This is a genomic window from Bradyrhizobium sp. UFLA05-109 (assembly GCF_054185165.1).
The window spans coordinates 14,665-31,391 of sequence record NZ_JBBIAR010000042.1; the positions used below are offsets into that span (position 1 = coordinate 14,665).

Below are 16,727 nucleotides of genomic sequence, written 5' to 3' on the forward strand. Positions count from 1 at the left end.
AGCCAGCATCTGCGCCCCAGAAAGCAAAGAGCGCAGAGAGAATTCAGTACGAGGGAGGGAGTTGTGAGTTTGATCGATCATTCAGTCGGGCTGCGGAGGCATGAAATCACCCGCGGCTGGTTCATCCTGGCCATGGCACTGGCCGGCATTGGGGTCGGCGCGTCATCTCTCCTGTTCTACAGCATCGGGGTATTCTTTGAGCCGTTGCAGCGGGAGTTCAACTGGAATCGCGGGCAGATATCCGGCGCCCTGATCTACCTCACCGCAGGCCTCGTCGTGTCCGGACCGATCGTCGGCTCGCTGATCGACAGGTTCGGCGCTCGGATCGTCGCGCTCGTTTCGATCCCGCTTCTGGCGCTGAGCATGGTTGGTCTCGGCAGCCTCAACGATTCCATCTCAGCCTTCTACGCATTGTTCTTTGCCGCCGGATGTTTCGGCGGCGGCACGACGCCGGTCGTCTACACCCGGGTCGTCAACGCCAACTTCAACGCATCGCGCGGTCTGGCGCTCGGCATCGTATTGGCGGGAAGCGGGATCTCTGCACTGGCCTTGCCGCCGCTGCTCGCCTCGCAGATCGCGTCATTCGGATGGCACGCGGGTTTCATCGTCCTGGCTGCGCTCGCCGCCGCGGCCTGGCCCCTGGTCTATTTCGGCTTCCGCGATCTGGAAGGCGCGATGCAGCCGACGCGTACCGTCACGGCGGGCGCCGGACGCTGGGAGGCGCTACGGTCTCGCGTCTTCTGGACCATCGCGATTGGGTTCCTCGCCGTTGCGGCAGCCATATCGGGAACGGTCGTTCATCTGGTACCGCTGCTGCGGGACGCCGGCGTGCCGCTGTCGACCGCCGCCGGCGTCGCATCGCTAATCGGTGTCGGCGTCATTGCCGGGCGCGTGCTGATCGGATGGGCCATCGATCGCATCTTTGCGCCCTACGTGGCGTGCACAGTCTTCCTGGTTGCGGCAGCAGGCTGTGCGCTTCTCAACTACGGTGCTGCGCAAGGCGCTCCGGTAGCCGCGCTGCTGATCGGCTTTGCCTTCGGCGCGGAGATCGATCTCATCGCTTACCTGACCGCGCGCTATTTCGGCATGCGCCACTACGGCTTCCTCTATGGATTGGCCTATTCGCTGTTCAGCGTCGGTGCAGCTGCCGGTCCCGCCGTGATGGGACGCATGTTCGACCTCAACAAGAACTACGAGACCGCGCTCTGGCTGATGGTGGCGTGTCTGCTGTTCGGGGCAATGTCTCTCGGGACATTGCCGCGCTTTGTCGAGGCATCTGACGACGGTTTGCAGGTAACGTCATAGGTAAAAACACTTGGCGTTAGAATACATGGCGTTAAGGCACATGGCGACAAGACACATGGCGAGACGAATCATCGACATTTCGGTTCCGCTCCAGAACGATGTGCCGGCGGATCCCCCGGGCAACCGGCCAAGCATTCAGTACATCGATCACCAGCAAGGCCTGCCAGGCATGTTGCAGTTCTTTGCCGGCCTGAAGGCGGAGGATCTGCCGGACGGCCAGGGCTGGGCGGTCGAGCACGTCACGCTGTCGACCCATAACGGCACCCATCTGGATGCGCCCTGGCACTTCCACCCGACGATGAATCGCGGCGAGCGGTCCTGGACCATCGACGAGGTGCCTCTGGAATGGTGCTTTCAGCCAGGCGTGAAGCTCGATTTCCGGCACTTGCCGGATGGCCATGTGGCAACCGCAGGGGACGTGGAAGACGAGCTCAAGCGCATCGGCCACACGCTGAAGCCGCTCGAGATTGTCGTCGTCAACACGAGTGCCGGTGCCAAATTCGGCCGGCCTGACTATGTCAGCTCAGGCTGCGGCCTGGGGTATGAGGCGACGATGTACCTGTTGGAGCGCGGCGTGCGGCTGACCGGAACGGATGCCTGGAGCTGGGACGCTCCCTTCGTCTTCACCGCGCAGAAATACGCCGAAACGGGGGATGCTTCGTTGATCTGGGAGGGACACAAGGCGGGCCGGCACATCGGTTACTGCCATCTGGAGAAGCTGCACAATCTGGAGCTCCTTCCTTCGACCGGATTCAGCGTGTCGTGCTTCCCCGTCAAGATCGCGCACGCCTCAGCAGGCTGGACCCGCGCGGTTGCGATCGTTGATGACTGAGGTGCTATTCACCTCTCCCCGAGAAGGTTCACCCCACCACCCTGCTGCTGCCCTGCGTGATCAGCCGTGCGGCCCGCTGGTCGCGAACGTAGATCCAGAGCCAGGTCAGCGCGACGGCGAGGCGGTGGCGCAGGCCGATCAGGAAGTAGATGTGGGCGATGCCCCAGATCCACCAGGCAATCGCGCCGCGCAGCTTCACGCGGCCGAAATCGATCACCGCGAGACGCTTGCCGATCTGCGCGAGGCTGCCGGCATGCTTGTAGCGGAAGGGGCCGAGCTTCTCGCCGCGCAAGCGTGCCTTGATGAGGTTTGCAACATAACGTCCCTGCTGCTTGGCCGCCGGCGCGATGCCGGGCACCGGCTTGCCCTCCCACGCGGGAATCGTGACGGTGTCGCCAATGGCAAAGACATCCGGATGGCCGGGCACGGTCAGATCATCCGCAACCTCGACGCGGCCGGCGCGGTCGGCCGGTGCATTCAGCCATTCGGCGGCGGGAGAGGCGCGCACACCCGCCGCCCAGATCCGGGTTTTCGCGTTGAGCCGCTGTCCGCCATAGACCACGCCGTCGCGGTCAACCTCGGTGACGGGCTGGCCCAGCACGACCTCGACCCCGATCTTCTCCAGCGAAGCCTGCGCATAGGCCGAGAGATCGTCGGCAAAGCCGGCGAGCACGCGCGGTCCGGCCTCGATCAGCACGACGCGCGCCTTGCGGGTGTCGATGTTGCGGAAATCACCCGGCAGCGTGTGGTGCGCCATCTCGGCGATGGTGCCGGCGAGTTCGACACCGGTCGGACCGGCGCCGATGATGACGAAGGTGAGGCGCGCGGCACGGCGCTCCGGATCGGTCTCGCGTTCGGCGCGCTCGAACGCGAGCAGGATGTGACGGCGCAGCGTGGTCGCATCCTCCAGCGTCTTCAAGCCGGGCGCCCACCGCTCCCATTCGTCGTGGCCGAAATAAGCGTGGCGGACGCCCGTCGCCAGCACCAGCGTGTCATAGGAGACTTCGCTGCCGTCATCGATCAGCACGGCGCGCCGCTCAACATCAACGCCGCTCACGGTCGCAAACAGCGTCGTCACTTCGCGCCGCGCCCGCATGAGGTGGCGGACCGGCCAGGCAATATCGCTCGTTGCAAGCGAAGCGGTCGCGACCTGGTAGAGCAGCGGCTGAAACAGATGATGGTTGCGGCGGTCGATCAGCGTGATCTCGACCGGGCTGCCGGCGAGCCGATAGGTCGTCTCAAGCCCGCCAAAGCCGGCTCCGACGATGACGACGCGGTGGGGTTTCGCTGTCATGAAAAGTGCCCTCGATTCGCTGGGTGTGCGCCACTCATTAAAGAGCGAAGACCCGGTCGTGGTCCAATAGCCGTCACCAATTGAGGAATAGCGACGGCGTATCGACGAGACGGCGAAAAAGCGCCGCGGCCCTCGCCAAAGTGAGTAGAATTATATTTCTTGCCATCCGGGATGGGGGCGAATTATGGTGCAGGGGCAGGCGCTGAGCCATTGACGGCTCTCACGATTTTGCGTCCTAAACAGAACGATCCGGGAGCGGGCCATCCGCCATTTCGGGCAATGAAAACGAGGAGGGGACTGGTTATGAGGACGGCATTCTGGCTGGCGGGCGCGGCTGCGTTGGTGCTGGCAAGTCCGGCATCGGCCGGCGACACCATCAAGATCGGCTTCGTCTCGACCTTCAGCGGCCCGACTGCGGTGATCGGCAACGACATGCGCAACTCCTTCGAGCTCGCGCTCGATCATCTCGGCCGCAAGATGGACGGCAAGCCGGTCGAGGTGATCTATGAGGACGACCAGCAGAAGCCCGATGTCGGCAAGCAGAAGACCGAAAAGCTCGTGCAATCCGACAAGGTCGATTTCATCGTCGGCTACATCTGGTCCAACGTGCTGCTCGCCTCGCTCAAGACCGCGGTGGATTCGAAGACCTTCCTGATCTCCGCCAATGCCGGCCCGTCGCAGCTCGCCGGCGAATTGTGCTCGCCTTACGTCTTCTCGACCTCCTGGCAGAACGACCAGACGCCGCAGGCGATGGGCCAGTACATGAACCAGAAGGGCGTCAAGAGCGTCTTCCTGATCGGGCCGAACTATGCCGCGGGCAAGGACATGCTCGCGGGCGTCAAGAGCACCTTCAAGGGCGAGATCAAGGGCGAGGAATATACGGTCTGGCCGAGCCAGCTCGATTTCTCCGCCGAACTGTCCAAGGCCCGCGCGTCGGGCGCCGAGTCGATCTTCGTGTTCTATCCGGGGGCAGCCGGCGTGCAGTTCCTCAACCAATATGTGCAGGCGGGCCTGAAGAGCCAGATCCCGCTCTATACGGCGTTCACCGTCGACGAACTCTCGCTGCCGCTCCAGAAGGACAATGCGCTGGGTGTTCCCGGCGCGCAGGAATGGGTCAACGACCTGCCCAACGACGAGAACAAGCGCTTCGTCGCCGATTACCGCAAGAAGTACACTAACCTGCGCCCGACCTATTACGGTGCGCAAGCCTATGATGCGGCCCAGCTCATCGATAGCGCCGTCGTGGCGGTGAAGGGCGACACCAGCAAGAAGGACGCGATGAAGGCCGAAATGGAGAAGGCCAACATCAAGTCGCTACGCGGTTCGTTCAAGTTCGGCAACAACCACATCCCGATCCAGAACTTCTATCTCCAGGACGTGGTGAAAGACGCCGACGGCCAGCTTGCGCTCAAGACGGTCGCCACCATCGTCAAGGACGACCAGGACCGCTTCCACGACAAGTGCCCGATGAAGTGAGCTCGCTTCTGTCCCTCTCCGTTCTTGCGGGGCCGCGACGAGCCTGGCTCGCGCTGAGAGGGGTGGGTGAGGGGTTGCCTCCGCAATCGCGTGACAATACGACTCGCGGAGCGTCCCCCTCACCCGCAATTCGCGCTGCGCGTGAATTGCGGCCTCTTGCCGCAGGCGCGGCGAGGTGAAGAGCTACACCCGCGGCATGCTCCCGCAACGTCCGTCCGCTCCCAAACGGGTGTAGCCGATCTGACGTCCTCGCTCGAATCACTGCATCCGAATTGACGACTCGGCTTTTGACCTGCCCAGGCTGACACTCTGACATTGGGAGAGGCCCGTCCGATTGCGACGAGAGAGGCGATATGAATTTCCCGTACCCGTCGGACGCGATCGTACCGCTTCACCGCGACCACCATCACGTTGAAGATGATGGTTATGACCGGTCGGCTTCCACATGGAGGGACTCTGCGCCTTCCTCCATGCCGATTTCCGGAGACGACGGAGCCGGCGCCCATGGCCGGCTGTGGGTTACGGGCCAGGAGGCGCATTCTCCCACCGGGATGATGAGCCGGCACGACGCTGTGTCTTTCGAGCCCGATAGCGTCCATCACGCCACTCCATCGGCCGCAACCGGATCCGGATCGGACAACCCATCGCCCGGATCGGGCTCGATCCAGAGCGGGGGGAGCACGGCCGGTGATGGCGGAGATGGCTATTCTTATGGAGGCATCGTTCATGCCTCCATACTGATCTATGAGCCGATCAACATTTCGGTGTCATTTGGATACGGCTCCGTTGCCCTGGCCCAGCAAACCAACGACGTGAATGTCGATCAATCCGCCTTTCAAATGGCGGGCGTCGGGGGAGGTGGCGGCAACGGCAATATCGCGTCGGGAGGCAGCGCCGGCGGCGCCGGCAACGGGGGCGACGGTTATTTCTCCGGCGCGTTGGTGGACGCCCCCGTCGTGATATACCATCCGGTCAATATTGCGGTGGCGGGCCCAGGCGGCACCGCATACGCAAGTCAGTCAAATGCCGTCGATATCAATCAGTCGGTCGTCCAGATCGCGGGTGTTGGCGGGAGCGGCGGAAACGGCAACGCCGCCGGTGGCGGCAGTGTCATCACGCTCGATCCTGCCTGGGCATCAAGCAATGGTGGAAGCGCCTGGCACCTGGCCGAGGCTGGAGGCAGCCAGGCCGGCAATGGCGGAGACGGTTCCTTCTCTGGAGAGCTCGTTCATACGTCCTTCGTGCTGTACGACCCGATCAACATCGCCGTCGCTGGCTATAACTCCAGTGCCTACGCGATCCAGACCAACAGCGTGTATGTGGATCAGTCCGCCCTTCAGATCGCCGGCATCGGCGGGCAGGGAGGCAATGGAAACGCTGCGATGGGCGGCAGCCTTGTCTCTCATAACCTGTGGGGCGGCTCCGACGCGATTGCGACCGGGAGCAACGGCGCCGGCAATGGCGGGAGCGGCCACTCCTCGGGGAGCCTGATCGATGTCAGCGTCGCGATCTATGCTCCCATCAATATCGCAATTGCCGGCCCGCATTCGACGGCAGTGGCGGATCAGACCAACGACGTGCACATCGACCAGAGCGCGGTGCAGATCGCCGGAGTGGGCGGTGATGGCGGCCATGGCAATCTCGCGCTGAGTGGTGATCTTGCCGCGCATCTTGTGTCGGACCTGCACCTGACGGCCTGAAGCGCGATGAAGTCAGGATGAATCGTCTCGCGATTTGGGTTGTTGCTTGCGCATGATCTCTGCGCAAACGCGTTCCACGTTTGTCGCGAGGGAAAACCGCTTCGCACTTTTTCGGATCATGCTTTAGCGAGACTTGCATCGCTCGCCCGATCGCAACGCGGCCGGCCTCGTCGGTGCGCCGCGTATGCAAGCACTCGGACGCCCCCCGACGTCTGCCACGTCAAGATGTCATCGCGGAGGTCATACTTTCGTGCGTAGGCCCACCAAACCGGATGGTGTCCGATTTGACATCTATCGCCGTCGAGCGCGCGGGGATCAGAGTTGCTGAGCGTGTCCATCTGATCGGGATGGATGATGCGTGTAAGTCAACAAACGCAGGGAGGCTCAAATGATGCCCAAGGCGGTCAACATTTCAGATTCAATCGGATTCAAATCGATCGACACCGGCGGTCAAAGTGTCGGAAACGGCGGTGATGGCACTTTCAAGGGAGCCATCATCAACAAGCCGACGCTCACCTTCGACCCGACCAACAAGGCGGAAGGTGCCGATGTGCACGTGAACACCGGCGATCACGTCAAGCAAACGGCGGACTGGGACGCTGGCGGCGCGAACGGGACCGCCTCATGGTTTGCAAAAGCCCATGGCGGGACCGCCACGTCGAACGGAAGCCAGAGTTCGGAGAGCGGTTTCGATACCTCCAAGGTCTACGCGAATACGGATGCCACCCAGATCAACAAGGTCTGGGCAGACCAGCACCAGGACGTGGTGGCCGGCATCGGCGGTGACGGTGGAAGTCTCAATAGCGCAGATGGTGGAGACGTGCACTTCCACTTCGACGTGCTCTGACCAGCGGCTCGTCGCGTGGCGGGACCGGCGGCCCCCTGCCGCCGGTCCCGGATTTGCAGCCAAAGATTCGTCGTCACGTCCGATCGACAGGCTGGCGTGGGCCAAACCAATCTCCGGCGGTGACGAAAAATGCTGATGCCGCCCCTCCGAAAACCGCTTCTGCCACCGGCCCGGACTTCGTTGGACGCGGCACTTTGGGCCTGCATGGCTCCGCTTGGTCTCGTGTTCGCGTATAGCTGCAGCTACAATCTGCTGCTATTTGCGCCTTCAATCTACTTGCTTCAGATCTACGACCGGGTGTTGTCGAGCAGGAGCGGCGACACGCTTCTGATGCTCACCCTCATCGTTGCGCTCACAGTCGTTGTCGGTGGAGTGCTTGACGCATTGCGTCGTGTCCTGTTGGGCCGCCTTGGCACGTGGGTTGAAGACAGACTTCGTCCCTCCGTGCTTTCGGCGTGCCTCGAATCCGCCTTTCGCGGCGATTGGGCCCAGTCGCAAGACGCATATCGGGATCTCACGGCACTTCGCCAGTTCGTCGAATCCAGCGCATGCCCGCTGCTGTTCGATGCGCTCTGGACACCCCTCTTTCTCTGCGTCCTTTTTCTCGTTCATCCGTTGCTTGGGGTCGTGGGGGCCTGCAGCGTGGTTCTGCTGTTCGGCCTCACGCTTGCGGGCGACCTGCTCATAGAAGATGCTACGATCAAGTCCGGCGCCGCGTTGTCCAGGAGCTACGGCCGGCTCGCAACTGCGATCGGCAATATTCACTTGATCCGCGCAATGGGAATGGTGGATGGCACAGCGCGCCTGATATACAACGACGCACAGGAAGCGAGCAGAGAGCACGATGTTGCGCTCTCGCGGCATGCGCTCATCATGTTCGCGACCAAGCCGGTACGTGCGCTGTCGCAGGTCGTGATCATGGGAGCGGCAGCATGGCTCGTGCTCGACTACGGCAAGAGCCCGGCGATCATTTTTGTGGCGACACTGATGTCCGGCCGTGCCGTCGCACCGGTCGAAGGTGCGATTGCAAGCTGGAAATCACTTGCGACGGCCATGAAGGCCTATCGGCGACTCGCCGCCGTGCTCGCCGCAATCCCGGCCGCGGGAGGGAATACAGAATGCCCGTCCCAGCAGCCGCTGAGCGGTCTCGTCGTCGATAACGTCAGCCTGAAACCGCTCGGGTCCGGCAATCTTCCCTTGAAAGGTATCTCGTTCAGTCTCGCGCCCGGCGAGTGCCTAGGCATCATCGGTCCGTCCGGCTCGGGCAAGTCGCTGCTTGGCCAAGTCATCGCCGGACTCACGATTCCGACGCACGGTCGCGTTCTGCTCGACAATGCCGACGTATCGCTGCTCCGCGAGGGACGAGGCGGTCGCCACCTCGGATACCTGCCTCAAGACATCAATCTCTTTGGCGAAACGATAAACGAGATCATCGCGCGCCTTGACGATGCCGATCCACACGAGATCGTCGACACTGCCAAGCTCGTCGGCATCCATGACGCGATCATGCGACTGCCGCAAGGTTACCACACCGTGGTTCCCAGCGGGGGCTTGGCTTTTTCTCGCGGATACCGCCAGCGCCTCGGTCTTGCTCGGGCCTTTTTCCGCAACCCGCGCCTCGTCGTTCTCGACGAGCCGAACGCCAGCCTCGACTACGCCGGCGAGCGGATGCTGCTGGACGCCATCGAGCAATTGAAGATCGCCAATGTCATGGTGGTCGTCGTCACTCACCGGATGGGGATCCTCGGAGCCACGGACAAGATCGCCATCATGGAAGGCGGCGCGGTCATCGCGTTCGGTGAAAGCGAGGAAATCTTCGAGCGGCATCTGAGTAGGCCCCAGGTGATATCGCAAGTCGCGCCAGCCGAGAGCGCGCCCGCAACCGCCAAGATGCCAGGACAGCCGGTTCGCCCATGATCTGGAAACCGAGAACGCGCGTGCCCCTGCGCACCCCACCCGCCGAGCGGAGGCTTGGAGTCGTAATTACGGCAATCGATGATTACGAGCCTCTCGAGTTTCCATGGTGTACGGCCCCGACACCGATCTCGCCACGCATGAGGCTCCGCGGCGTGACGCTCGCGGGCAATCTGCTCGTGGTCTGCTTCATGCTGGGGCTGGGCACATGGTCGAGCCTGGCGCCGCTGGAGAGCGCGGCGATCGCCTCCGGCGTCGTGGAATCGGAATCGAGCCGCAAGACGATCCAGCATCTGGAAGGCGGCATCATCGGGAAGATTCTGGTTTCGGATGGCGACGTCGTGCGCAGCGGTCAGACACTGATCGCGCTGGACGACACCAGGGCTCGTGCCGAAGTACAAAGCCTTCAGGCCCAGATGTGGGATGCAATGGCACGTGAAGCCCGGCTCGAAACCGAGCAGCGAGGATATGAGAAGCTCTCGTTTTCGGAGACGCTGGAGCAGGCCGCCAGCGCGAATCTCGCCGCTGCCACCATTCTGTCGACGCAGCAGACCGTCTTTCTGTCGCGGCGGAAGGTGTTTCAATCGCAGGTGACGGTCCTACGAGAGAGGCGAGGACAGGTCGAGAAGGAAATCGAGGGCCTCAAGGCCCAGGAGGCCGCCGTCGCGCAGCGAATCGACATCGCCCGGGAGGAACTCGACATGGTCGCCACCCTCGTCAGCAAGGGCCTCGAGCGACGACCGCGCCTTTTGAACCTGCAACGTGAACTGGCTGACATTGAAGGGCGTCGCGGCGAAATCGCTGCGCAGATCTCACGTGCCGGGCAAGTGATCGGCGAATCGCAGGCAAACCTGATCAAGCTCGAGAGCGACAGGCAAAACGAGATCGCACAAGCCTTGCGTGAAGCACAGAACCAGATATTCCAGCTGCGCGAACGGCTGCCGGCAGCCCAGGACCAATTGTCGCGGACAGAGATCAAAGCGCCTGAGGACGGCGTAGTGACTGACCTGCGGGTTCATACGCCGGGTGGCGTGATCGGAGCGGGTGCTCCCCTCATGGATCTGGTGCCCCGGCAGGATCGCCTGATCGTCACCGCGCGCCTAAGGCCCGAGGACATCGATGTGGTTCATCCGGGCCTGAATGCGGAAGTGCATCTCCTGCCGTATAATCAGCGTCGTGTGCCGCGGCTGAAGGGGACAGTGACACATGTGTCGGCCGACCGGCTTCTCGACAAGCGCACCGACCAGCCATACTACGCGACGAAAATTCGCGTCGACGACACGCAACTCGCCGCAAGCAATATCCAGATCATCCCGGGGATGCCGGTTCAGGTCTTCATCACGACGGGGCGCGGTACCGTCGCGCTTTACGCCCTGAGGCCCCTGCTCGACAGTTTCCATGGTGCGTTCCACGAGGATTGAGTTTCGTTGGGTGCTAGCTAAGCCTCGGGAATCGAAGACGCGTTCGTCTCGGTGTCGCGACCGTGTGCCGACAATCGACCGCTCCAGCGGAGAACCGCTTCGGTGCGGTTGCGGGCAGCGCATTTTCGCATGATGTGCTGAATATGCATTTTGACGGTGTTTTCGGAAAGGTTCAGCTTGGCGGCAATCAATTTGTTGGGCAGACCGAGCTCCAGCTCCGTCAGCACTTGCTGCTCGCGAGGTGTGAAATCGGTCGTATTCCTGTCGGTCGTGCTTTTCTCACCATTCAAGTACGTTGATCCAAGTGCGCGAGGATATGCCTGGTCGAGCCCGGGTGCCTTGCTCAACTCGATGACCGGCAGTGGCCTGTAGACTCCACCGGCCAGAACAAGGCGCAGGCCGGCAACAGCGACTTCGATGGGAAGCGAGGTGGAAAAGAAACCGCGTACACCCCGCTGCATTGCGGCCAGCGCGGTGGCCTCGTCGTCACGATTGGAGATGAGGGCGATGGAGGCGTTCGGGCAGCACTCCGCGACCAGCGCAAGATCGTCCTCGACGGTGCGATCGTCCGGCGGCTTGTCCCCGATGCTCAGCGCGACCAGACGTACGTCCTGCCCGGGCAGGCAATCCAGTCCCTGGGTGGTCGCCATGTCGACGATCTCGAGCGACGCGAGTTCGCGCCTGAGAATACTCAAGATGCTGGTGCGCGTGAGCGTAAGCGGCTCGACGAGCACCAAGACGGGCAATTGCAATTCGTTGAGCCGTTCAGCGGAATGAACCTGATCGTGCATAATGTCCTCGAATGTAAAGAACTCTGTAAGCTCACCTCACCAATTCCGCGACCGCAACGCATTGTGCATCGGCGAGCCGATGCTTCAATTTCATCTTGCGGTCCTGCCTGCGCACCCTTGGGCCGGGGCGCAGCCGTCAGTTCAGTTGCCAGGAAGTTCTTTCCACGCAATTCCTTCCACGGAATTCATCGCACGGTCGCGCGCCTCGCGATCGCACCCCACTCTTCGATCGAGCGCAAACCTCAGCGACCTTCGGTTCGCTTGCACCTCACGCTCTAGTTACAGATGTTGCGATAAGCGATCGCCGCCGCCGAGTTTGCCGGTCCGTCGACGACGTAGGCATCGTTCTCCTTCACGAGATAGAGAAAGGGCCTTTCTCCGGTCTCCTCGCCTGACGCATTTTTCCCTTTGACGCGCCCGCAAATGGTGTCCACGGAGCGCCCCAATGTATTCTTCCTGATGGCCCGCTTCATATCGCTGAATTCGGCAGAGTTCGGATCTTCCATCTTTGCTGCGATCGAAACCTTTGCCTTGTTCAGCACGGAATCAGGAGCTCCCTCGGCTGAATTGGATGGCGAGACGCGGTTCCATGTCACCGGAGGCGCTGCCCTGGTCACATTGATGTTGCCGCGCTTCTTCTCCGAAGGTGTTTTGTTCTCCGCAGGTGTTTTGCTCGATCTCGCCGCGGTCGCAGGACTCGCTTTTGCAATCGAGGGGTCCGGCGCGAGGGCAGAAGGCTTCGCTACCGGCTGGTGCACCATTGCAACTCTGTCAAAACAGGGTTGCGGGCCGCAGCCCAGGAAGTAACCCTGGGAGGGGGCAAAGAAGCCAAAGCCGATCAAAATTCCGGCCAGCACGCCAATGAAAAGCAATCCCATCCGATTCGCCTCCTCGGGGGCGGGGCTCGGTTTGCATCTATGACTAAGAGGTACTTTCGCGCTGGTGATCCATTAGTTGCGCAAAAGAATTAAGCGCTCATTAAGCGTTTCCCAGACCAGAGGTTGCGCATCATCGGATAGATCGCGCGAAGATTGATTCAGCCGGCGGGTCGCGAGACCTTGCGCTGGTCCGATTTCAGACTCAAATCCGCCGGCGACTCAGTGAATTCCAGCGAACACGGCTTGGGGGTGTGTTCCGAGGATTTGCCCATGAGTAACGAATATTTGCCGTACAGCGAGAAACAGGACGTCATTTCAGCTGCGGACGATGCCGCGTCCACTGGTGCGTTCGGGCGCTTGTCACCACAGCTTCTGGAAGAGTTCGACGACGATGAATCGCCGTCGGATGAAGTTCTGATGCTGCTTGAGGAGAATGCGCGGCTGCGCGCGCTTGCGGTCGAGCTATCGAACCTCGTCGGAAACCTGTCTGATCGAGAGTGGGATGCCGCGCTGACGCCTGCTGAGGATCGTCGCAAGCCAGGCACATAGTCAGAGCTCGATTGCCGCCGCCATCAGATGCAGCGCCAAACGCGCTGCATCCACTCAGATCCGCGGCATGCTCGAGGGGCGCACTTCACGCGATTGCGCTGCAAGCCTGATCGCGGCATTCGCTGCGCCAAAGCCCTGGTAGCTGCGCCGCTCGACGATCTCGAAGAAGAAGCGCTCATCGAAAATGTGGGTGTAGACCTGGAAGAACTCGCCGTCGCCCTCGCGGTCGTAGAGGATCTGGTTCTCGCGAAGCTGCGCCATCACCTCGGGCGCGAGATCGTATTTGGCTTCGATATCGTCGTAGTAATTGTCGGGGATTTCGAGAAACTCCGCGCCGCGCTGGCGCATGGCGGCCACCGTCGCGAAGATATCCTTGCAGGCGAAGGCGATATGCTGCACGCCTGAGCCAAAAAATTCCGAGATGAAGCGCGCCGGCAACGTGCGGTTGGCCGAGGAGCCGTTGAGCACGAAGCGCAGGCTCTGGTCGTCATTGATGATCGCCTGGCTCTGCACCAGGCCGCGAGGATCCGCGATCTCCATCTGCGGCAGTCGGGTCAGATCGAGGATGCCGGTGTAGAACAAGAGCCAGGACAGCATCTCGTCATAGGGCATCGACTGCGCGACGTGGTCGACCGCGAGAAGCTGATCGGCGCCGGCGTTGCTTGCGACCGGCTCGAAATCGGTGTCCCAGTTCTTACCGGCCTGGTCGAGGAAATAGAGCAGGCTGCCGCCGACGCCGTGGATCGCAGGGATCTCCAGCTCGCCCGGACCGACCGGAGAATAGAAGGTGCGCGCCTTCAGGGCTTCCGCGCGCGCCATGGCGCGGCCGGAATCGTCGACGTCGAGCGCGATGGCGCAGACGCCGGGACCATGGGTGACGTAGTGCGAATGCGCAAAGCCGTCGGTCTCGCAGTTGATCACGAGCTCCACCTTGCCTTGCGTCCAGCGCTCCACCGCCTTGCTGCGGTGCTTGCCGGTCTTGCGGAAGCCAAGCTGCGAGAACAGTCCGGCAAGCTCCGCCGCCTTGGTCTCGTTGACGGCGAACTCGACGAAGCCGGTGCCGCGGGTCTTCGCCTTCGGTGCGAGCTGCTTGCCGGCGAGCTTCGGCCATTTTGCCGCGAGCTGGTCCTGCAACAGGATCAGCGAGCGCAGGCCGTCGGTCGCCGTCTGCGCAGCGGAGCCGGCGCGGAACTGGTCGTTGAAGATTTCCAGCGACAGCGGCCCGGCATAGCCGGTCGCCGCGATCGCCTCCATGAATTCGCCGACCGGCAGGTCGCCCTGGCCGGGGAAGGAGCGGAAGTGCCGGCTCCAGGAGAGAATGTCGAGCTCGAGCTTTGGCGCATCGGCAAGCTGTACCAGAAAGATCTTGTCGCCGGGGATCGAGGCCATCGCGCGTGTCGGGAAACTCGGCGCCAGCGCGTGAAAGCTGTCGAGGATGACGCCGATCGCGGGATGGTCGGCGCGGCGCACGATCTCCCAGGCATCGCGGTAGTCGTTGACGTGACGCCCCCAGGCCAGCGCTTCGTAGCCGACGCGCAGAGAGCGCCTGGCCGCGCGGTCGCCAAGCTCGCGGAAATCGTCCGCGGCGCGGTCGATGCCGCCGAGTGAAGCCGGGGAGACGTTGCTGCAGATCAGGAGAAGGTCGGTGCCAAGCTCCTGCATCAAATCGAACTTGCGCTCGGCGCGGGCAAAGTTGCGCGTGCGCTGCGGCTCGGGCATGCCCTCGAAATCGCGGAACGGCTGGAAGGCGCAGATCTCGAGGTTGAGATCCTTGCAGAGGCGCGCCACCTCGCGCGGGCTCGCGCCGAACGACAACAGGTCGTTCTCGAAGATCTCGACAGCATCGAAGCCGGCCGATGCGATGGCGCGGAGCTTTTCGTCCAGCGCGCCAGAGAGAGAGACCGTTGCGATCGAGCGTTTGTTCATGCTGCCTGCTCCATGATCCGGCTCGGCGATATCTTGTTTCCCGTGCGGGCGGCTTCGCTGACGGCCTCGACGACCGCGAGCGTGCCCATCGCATCGTCGACAGTAATCAGCGGCGGCTCTCGGCCCGCGATCACGGCCTGAAAATGTCGAAGCTGCTCGGCGAGCGGATCGTAAGCAGAGAGTGCGACGGGCTCGCGAAGGAGCGGTGCATGCCAGCCGGGATTTTGTGGATAGGACCACAGCTCCATGGTCGGAACCGACAGCGAACCGTTCGTCCCTGCGAAGACGTAACAAGGCTGATCCTGTTTGGGATAGACCACGTTCTCGCCTGCGGTGAGCTCCCAGCTCCACGGCGCGGGCGTCGCATCGGAGACCGTCACCGTGCCGAGCGCGCCGTTGGCGAAACGCAGCAGCAGCGCGGCGGTGTCCTCGACCGCGAAACCACGCACCTTGTTCGATGTCAGCGCCTGCACCTCGACGATCTCGCCGCACACGAAGCGCAGGTTGTCGATGTCGTGAATGAGATTGATCAGCAGCGGTCCGCCGCCTTGTTCGCGACGCCAGGCGGTCTCGAAGTAATCATCGGGCTTCTTGAGCAGCCAGAGCCCGACCACGGCAGTAAGCTGGCCAAGCTTGCCGGTCGACACTGTCTCACGCGCGGCCTTGATGATCGGATTGTGCCGGCGGTGATGGCCGACCAGCATTGGCACACCGGTCTGCCTGACCGCTGCACAGAGACGCTGCGCGGCGGCGACCGTGTCGGTCACTGGCTTCTCAATCAGCGCCGGGGTCTTTGCCGCGACGCAATCGAGCGCCATCTGGAGATGCAGCGCGTTCGGCGAGGCGATGATCAGGCCGTCGGGCTTTTCCTGCTCCAGCAGCGCGCGATGATCCGCGTAGCAAGGCGTACCGCGCGCCAGCGCATAGTCTTTCGCGGCAGGCGAGGGATCGGCGATGCCGGCAAGCAGGCAATGCGGCGAGGCATCGATCAGCTCGATATGGCGGCGGCCGATCAGGCCGGCGCCGGCAACGGCGATGCGCATTTTCGCGCTCATGCCGCGCTCTCCTCCATGGCGCCGCCGAGGAATAGCTGGCCGATGCGGGGGTCATTCAGGATACGCTCGGCCTTGTCGACCATGCGGGTCTGGCCGAGCTCGAGCACGATGCCGAAATCGGAGATCTCGAGTGCCGAGCGCGCGTTCTGCTCGATCATCAAAATCGTTACGCCGCGGTCGCGCAGGGATTTGAGGATATCGAAGGTTTGCTGCACCATCAGCGGCGACAGGCCGATCGACGGCTCGTCGATCAGCACGAGCTTCGGCTCGAGCAGGAGCGAGCGCGCGATCTCGAGCTGTTTCTGCTCGCCACCCGACAGCGTGGAAGCCTGCTGCGCCGACTTGCGCCGCAGCGCCGGGAACAGGTCGAGCGCGGCCTCGATGCGCCTCTGTAGATCGATGTCCTTCGCCGCCGCGACGCCGCCGAGCTCGATATTGTGGCGCACCGACAGCTCCGGAAAAATGTTGCGGCCCTGCGGGACGTAGCAGATGCCGGCATTGAGCAACGCGCGCTGGCTCAAATTCGTGACATCGCGGTCGGCGAAGGTGATCCTGCCTTCGCGCAGCTTCAACAGGCCGAAGATCGCCTTGAACACCGTCGATTTGCCGGCGCCGTTCGGACCGATGATGGTGGTGATGGTGGCCTGCGGCACGGCGAAGGTCGTGCCGTTCAGGATGGTCATCTTGCCGTAGCCGCCGACGAGATTGTGAACCGAGAGGATCGTGTCGCTCATGGCCG

At 62.6% G+C, this 16,727-nt stretch carries 14 protein-coding genes; 8 read left to right on the top strand and 6 right to left on the bottom strand.

The annotated features are described in order from the left end of the window. Positions 1-69 precede the first annotated feature (69 nt). Positions 70-1,305 carry an MFS transporter gene (locus Q3C01_RS27600; RefSeq protein ID WP_458148447.1) on the top strand — a complete coding sequence of 412 codons (1,236 nt, stop codon included), beginning with the start codon at positions 70-72 and terminating at the stop codon, positions 1,303-1,305. Between the two features lie 55 nt (positions 1,306-1,360). After that, positions 1,361-2,137 (top strand): cyclase family protein, encoded by a 777-nt coding sequence (locus tag Q3C01_RS27605; RefSeq protein WP_458148448.1) that lies wholly within the window; start codon positions 1,361-1,363, stop codon positions 2,135-2,137. 28 nt (positions 2,138-2,165) lie between these two features. On the opposite strand, the gene Q3C01_RS27610 is transcribed toward Q3C01_RS27605, so the two are convergent. Further along, complete coding sequence (locus Q3C01_RS27610) at positions 2,166-3,431, bottom strand: NAD(P)/FAD-dependent oxidoreductase (protein WP_458148449.1); 1,266 nt, start codon at positions 3,429-3,431, stop codon at positions 2,166-2,168. A gap of 303 nt (positions 3,432-3,734) precedes the next feature. On the opposite strand from Q3C01_RS27610, the gene Q3C01_RS27615 reads away from it, so the two are divergent. The 5 genes from Q3C01_RS27615 to Q3C01_RS27635 all read left to right on the top strand — a co-directional run bounded on the left by Q3C01_RS27615 (position 3,735) and on the right by Q3C01_RS27635 (position 10,789). Then, on the top strand, positions 3,735-4,907 hold the full coding sequence (locus tag Q3C01_RS27615) for an ABC transporter substrate-binding protein (RefSeq protein ID WP_458148450.1): 1,173 nt from the start codon (positions 3,735-3,737) through the stop codon (positions 4,905-4,907). Positions 4,908-5,260: 353 nt separating this feature from the next. After that, positions 5,261-6,607: a hypothetical protein gene (locus tag Q3C01_RS27620; RefSeq protein ID WP_458148451.1), complete on the top strand. Its 1,347-nt coding sequence runs from the start codon at positions 5,261-5,263 to the stop codon at positions 6,605-6,607. A 391-nt stretch (positions 6,608-6,998) separates the two neighbouring features. Continuing rightward, positions 6,999-7,454: a hypothetical protein gene (locus Q3C01_RS27625; RefSeq protein ID WP_458148452.1), complete on the top strand. Its 456-nt coding sequence runs from the start codon at positions 6,999-7,001 to the stop codon at positions 7,452-7,454. 129 nt (positions 7,455-7,583) lie between these two features. Next, positions 7,584-9,371: a type I secretion system permease/ATPase gene (locus Q3C01_RS27630; protein WP_458148453.1), complete on the top strand. Its 1,788-nt coding sequence runs from the start codon at positions 7,584-7,586 to the stop codon at positions 9,369-9,371. Continuing rightward, on the top strand, positions 9,368-10,789 hold the full coding sequence (locus Q3C01_RS27635; protein WP_458148454.1) for an HlyD family type I secretion periplasmic adaptor subunit: 1,422 nt from the start codon (positions 9,368-9,370) through the stop codon (positions 10,787-10,789). Before Q3C01_RS27630 ends, Q3C01_RS27635 begins: the two co-directional genes overlap by 4 nt. Positions 10,790-10,806: 17 nt before the next feature. On the opposite strand, the gene Q3C01_RS27640 is transcribed toward Q3C01_RS27635, so the two are convergent. Beyond that, positions 10,807-11,580: a response regulator transcription factor gene (locus tag Q3C01_RS27640; protein ID WP_458148455.1), complete on the bottom strand. Its 774-nt coding sequence runs from the start codon at positions 11,578-11,580 to the stop codon at positions 10,807-10,809. A gap of 275 nt (positions 11,581-11,855) precedes the next feature. Beyond that, positions 11,856-12,458 carry a hypothetical protein gene (locus Q3C01_RS27645; RefSeq protein ID WP_458148456.1) on the bottom strand — a complete coding sequence of 201 codons (603 nt, stop codon included), beginning with the start codon at positions 12,456-12,458 and terminating at the stop codon, positions 11,856-11,858. Between the two features lie 153 nt (positions 12,459-12,611). On the opposite strand from Q3C01_RS27645, the gene Q3C01_RS27650 reads away from it, so the two are divergent. Next, positions 12,612-13,007 carry a hypothetical protein gene (locus tag Q3C01_RS27650; protein ID WP_458148457.1) on the top strand — a complete coding sequence of 132 codons (396 nt, stop codon included), beginning with the start codon at positions 12,612-12,614 and terminating at the stop codon, positions 13,005-13,007. 54 nt (positions 13,008-13,061) lie between these two features. Here the strand turns inward: Q3C01_RS27650 and Q3C01_RS27655 are convergent, their stop codons facing one another. The 3 genes from Q3C01_RS27655 to Q3C01_RS27665 are packed head-to-tail and all read right to left on the bottom strand — an operon-like array spanning position 13,062 to position 16,722. Next, a complete protein-coding gene (locus Q3C01_RS27655) occupies positions 13,062-14,933 on the bottom strand; it encodes a bifunctional sugar phosphate isomerase/epimerase/4-hydroxyphenylpyruvate dioxygenase family protein (RefSeq protein WP_458148458.1) in 1,872 nt (623 codons plus the stop codon). Further along, positions 14,930-15,988 carry a Gfo/Idh/MocA family protein gene (locus tag Q3C01_RS27660; protein ID WP_458148459.1) on the bottom strand — a complete coding sequence of 353 codons (1,059 nt, stop codon included), beginning with the start codon at positions 15,986-15,988 and terminating at the stop codon, positions 14,930-14,932. The genes Q3C01_RS27655 and Q3C01_RS27660 overlap by 4 nt, the downstream gene beginning before the upstream one ends. Next, positions 15,985-16,722 carry an ABC transporter ATP-binding protein gene (locus Q3C01_RS27665; protein ID WP_458148460.1) on the bottom strand — a complete coding sequence of 246 codons (738 nt, stop codon included), beginning with the start codon at positions 16,720-16,722 and terminating at the stop codon, positions 15,985-15,987. The genes Q3C01_RS27660 and Q3C01_RS27665 overlap by 4 nt, the downstream gene beginning before the upstream one ends. Positions 16,723-16,727: the final 5 nt, after the last annotated feature.

Coding starts and splice junctions, on each gene's coding strand:
- Q3C01_RS27620 (WP_458148451.1), top strand. CDS start 5,261: ATGAATTTCCCGTACCCGTCGGACGCGATCGTACCGCTTCACCGCGAC.
- Q3C01_RS27605 (WP_458148448.1), top strand. CDS start 1,361: ATGGCGAGACGAATCATCGACATTTCGGTTCCGCTCCAGAACGATGTG.
- Q3C01_RS27635 (WP_458148454.1), top strand. CDS start 9,368: ATGATCTGGAAACCGAGAACGCGCGTGCCCCTGCGCACCCCACCCGCC.
- Q3C01_RS27655 (WP_458148458.1), bottom strand. CDS start 14,933: ATGAACAAACGCTCGATCGCAACGGTCTCTCTCTCTGGCGCGCTGGAC.
- Q3C01_RS27660 (WP_458148459.1), bottom strand. CDS start 15,988: ATGAGCGCGAAAATGCGCATCGCCGTTGCCGGCGCCGGCCTGATCGGC.
- Q3C01_RS27665 (WP_458148460.1), bottom strand. CDS start 16,722: ATGAGCGACACGATCCTCTCGGTTCACAATCTCGTCGGCGGCTACGGC.
- Q3C01_RS27610 (WP_458148449.1), bottom strand. CDS start 3,431: ATGACAGCGAAACCCCACCGCGTCGTCATCGTCGGAGCCGGCTTTGGC.
- Q3C01_RS27645 (WP_458148456.1), bottom strand. CDS start 12,458: ATGGGATTGCTTTTCATTGGCGTGCTGGCCGGAATTTTGATCGGCTTT.
- Q3C01_RS27615 (WP_458148450.1), top strand. CDS start 3,735: ATGAGGACGGCATTCTGGCTGGCGGGCGCGGCTGCGTTGGTGCTGGCA.
- Q3C01_RS27625 (WP_458148452.1), top strand. CDS start 6,999: ATGCCCAAGGCGGTCAACATTTCAGATTCAATCGGATTCAAATCGATC.
- Q3C01_RS27630 (WP_458148453.1), top strand. CDS start 7,584: ATGCTGATGCCGCCCCTCCGAAAACCGCTTCTGCCACCGGCCCGGACT.
- Q3C01_RS27640 (WP_458148455.1), bottom strand. CDS start 11,580: ATGCACGATCAGGTTCATTCCGCTGAACGGCTCAACGAATTGCAATTG.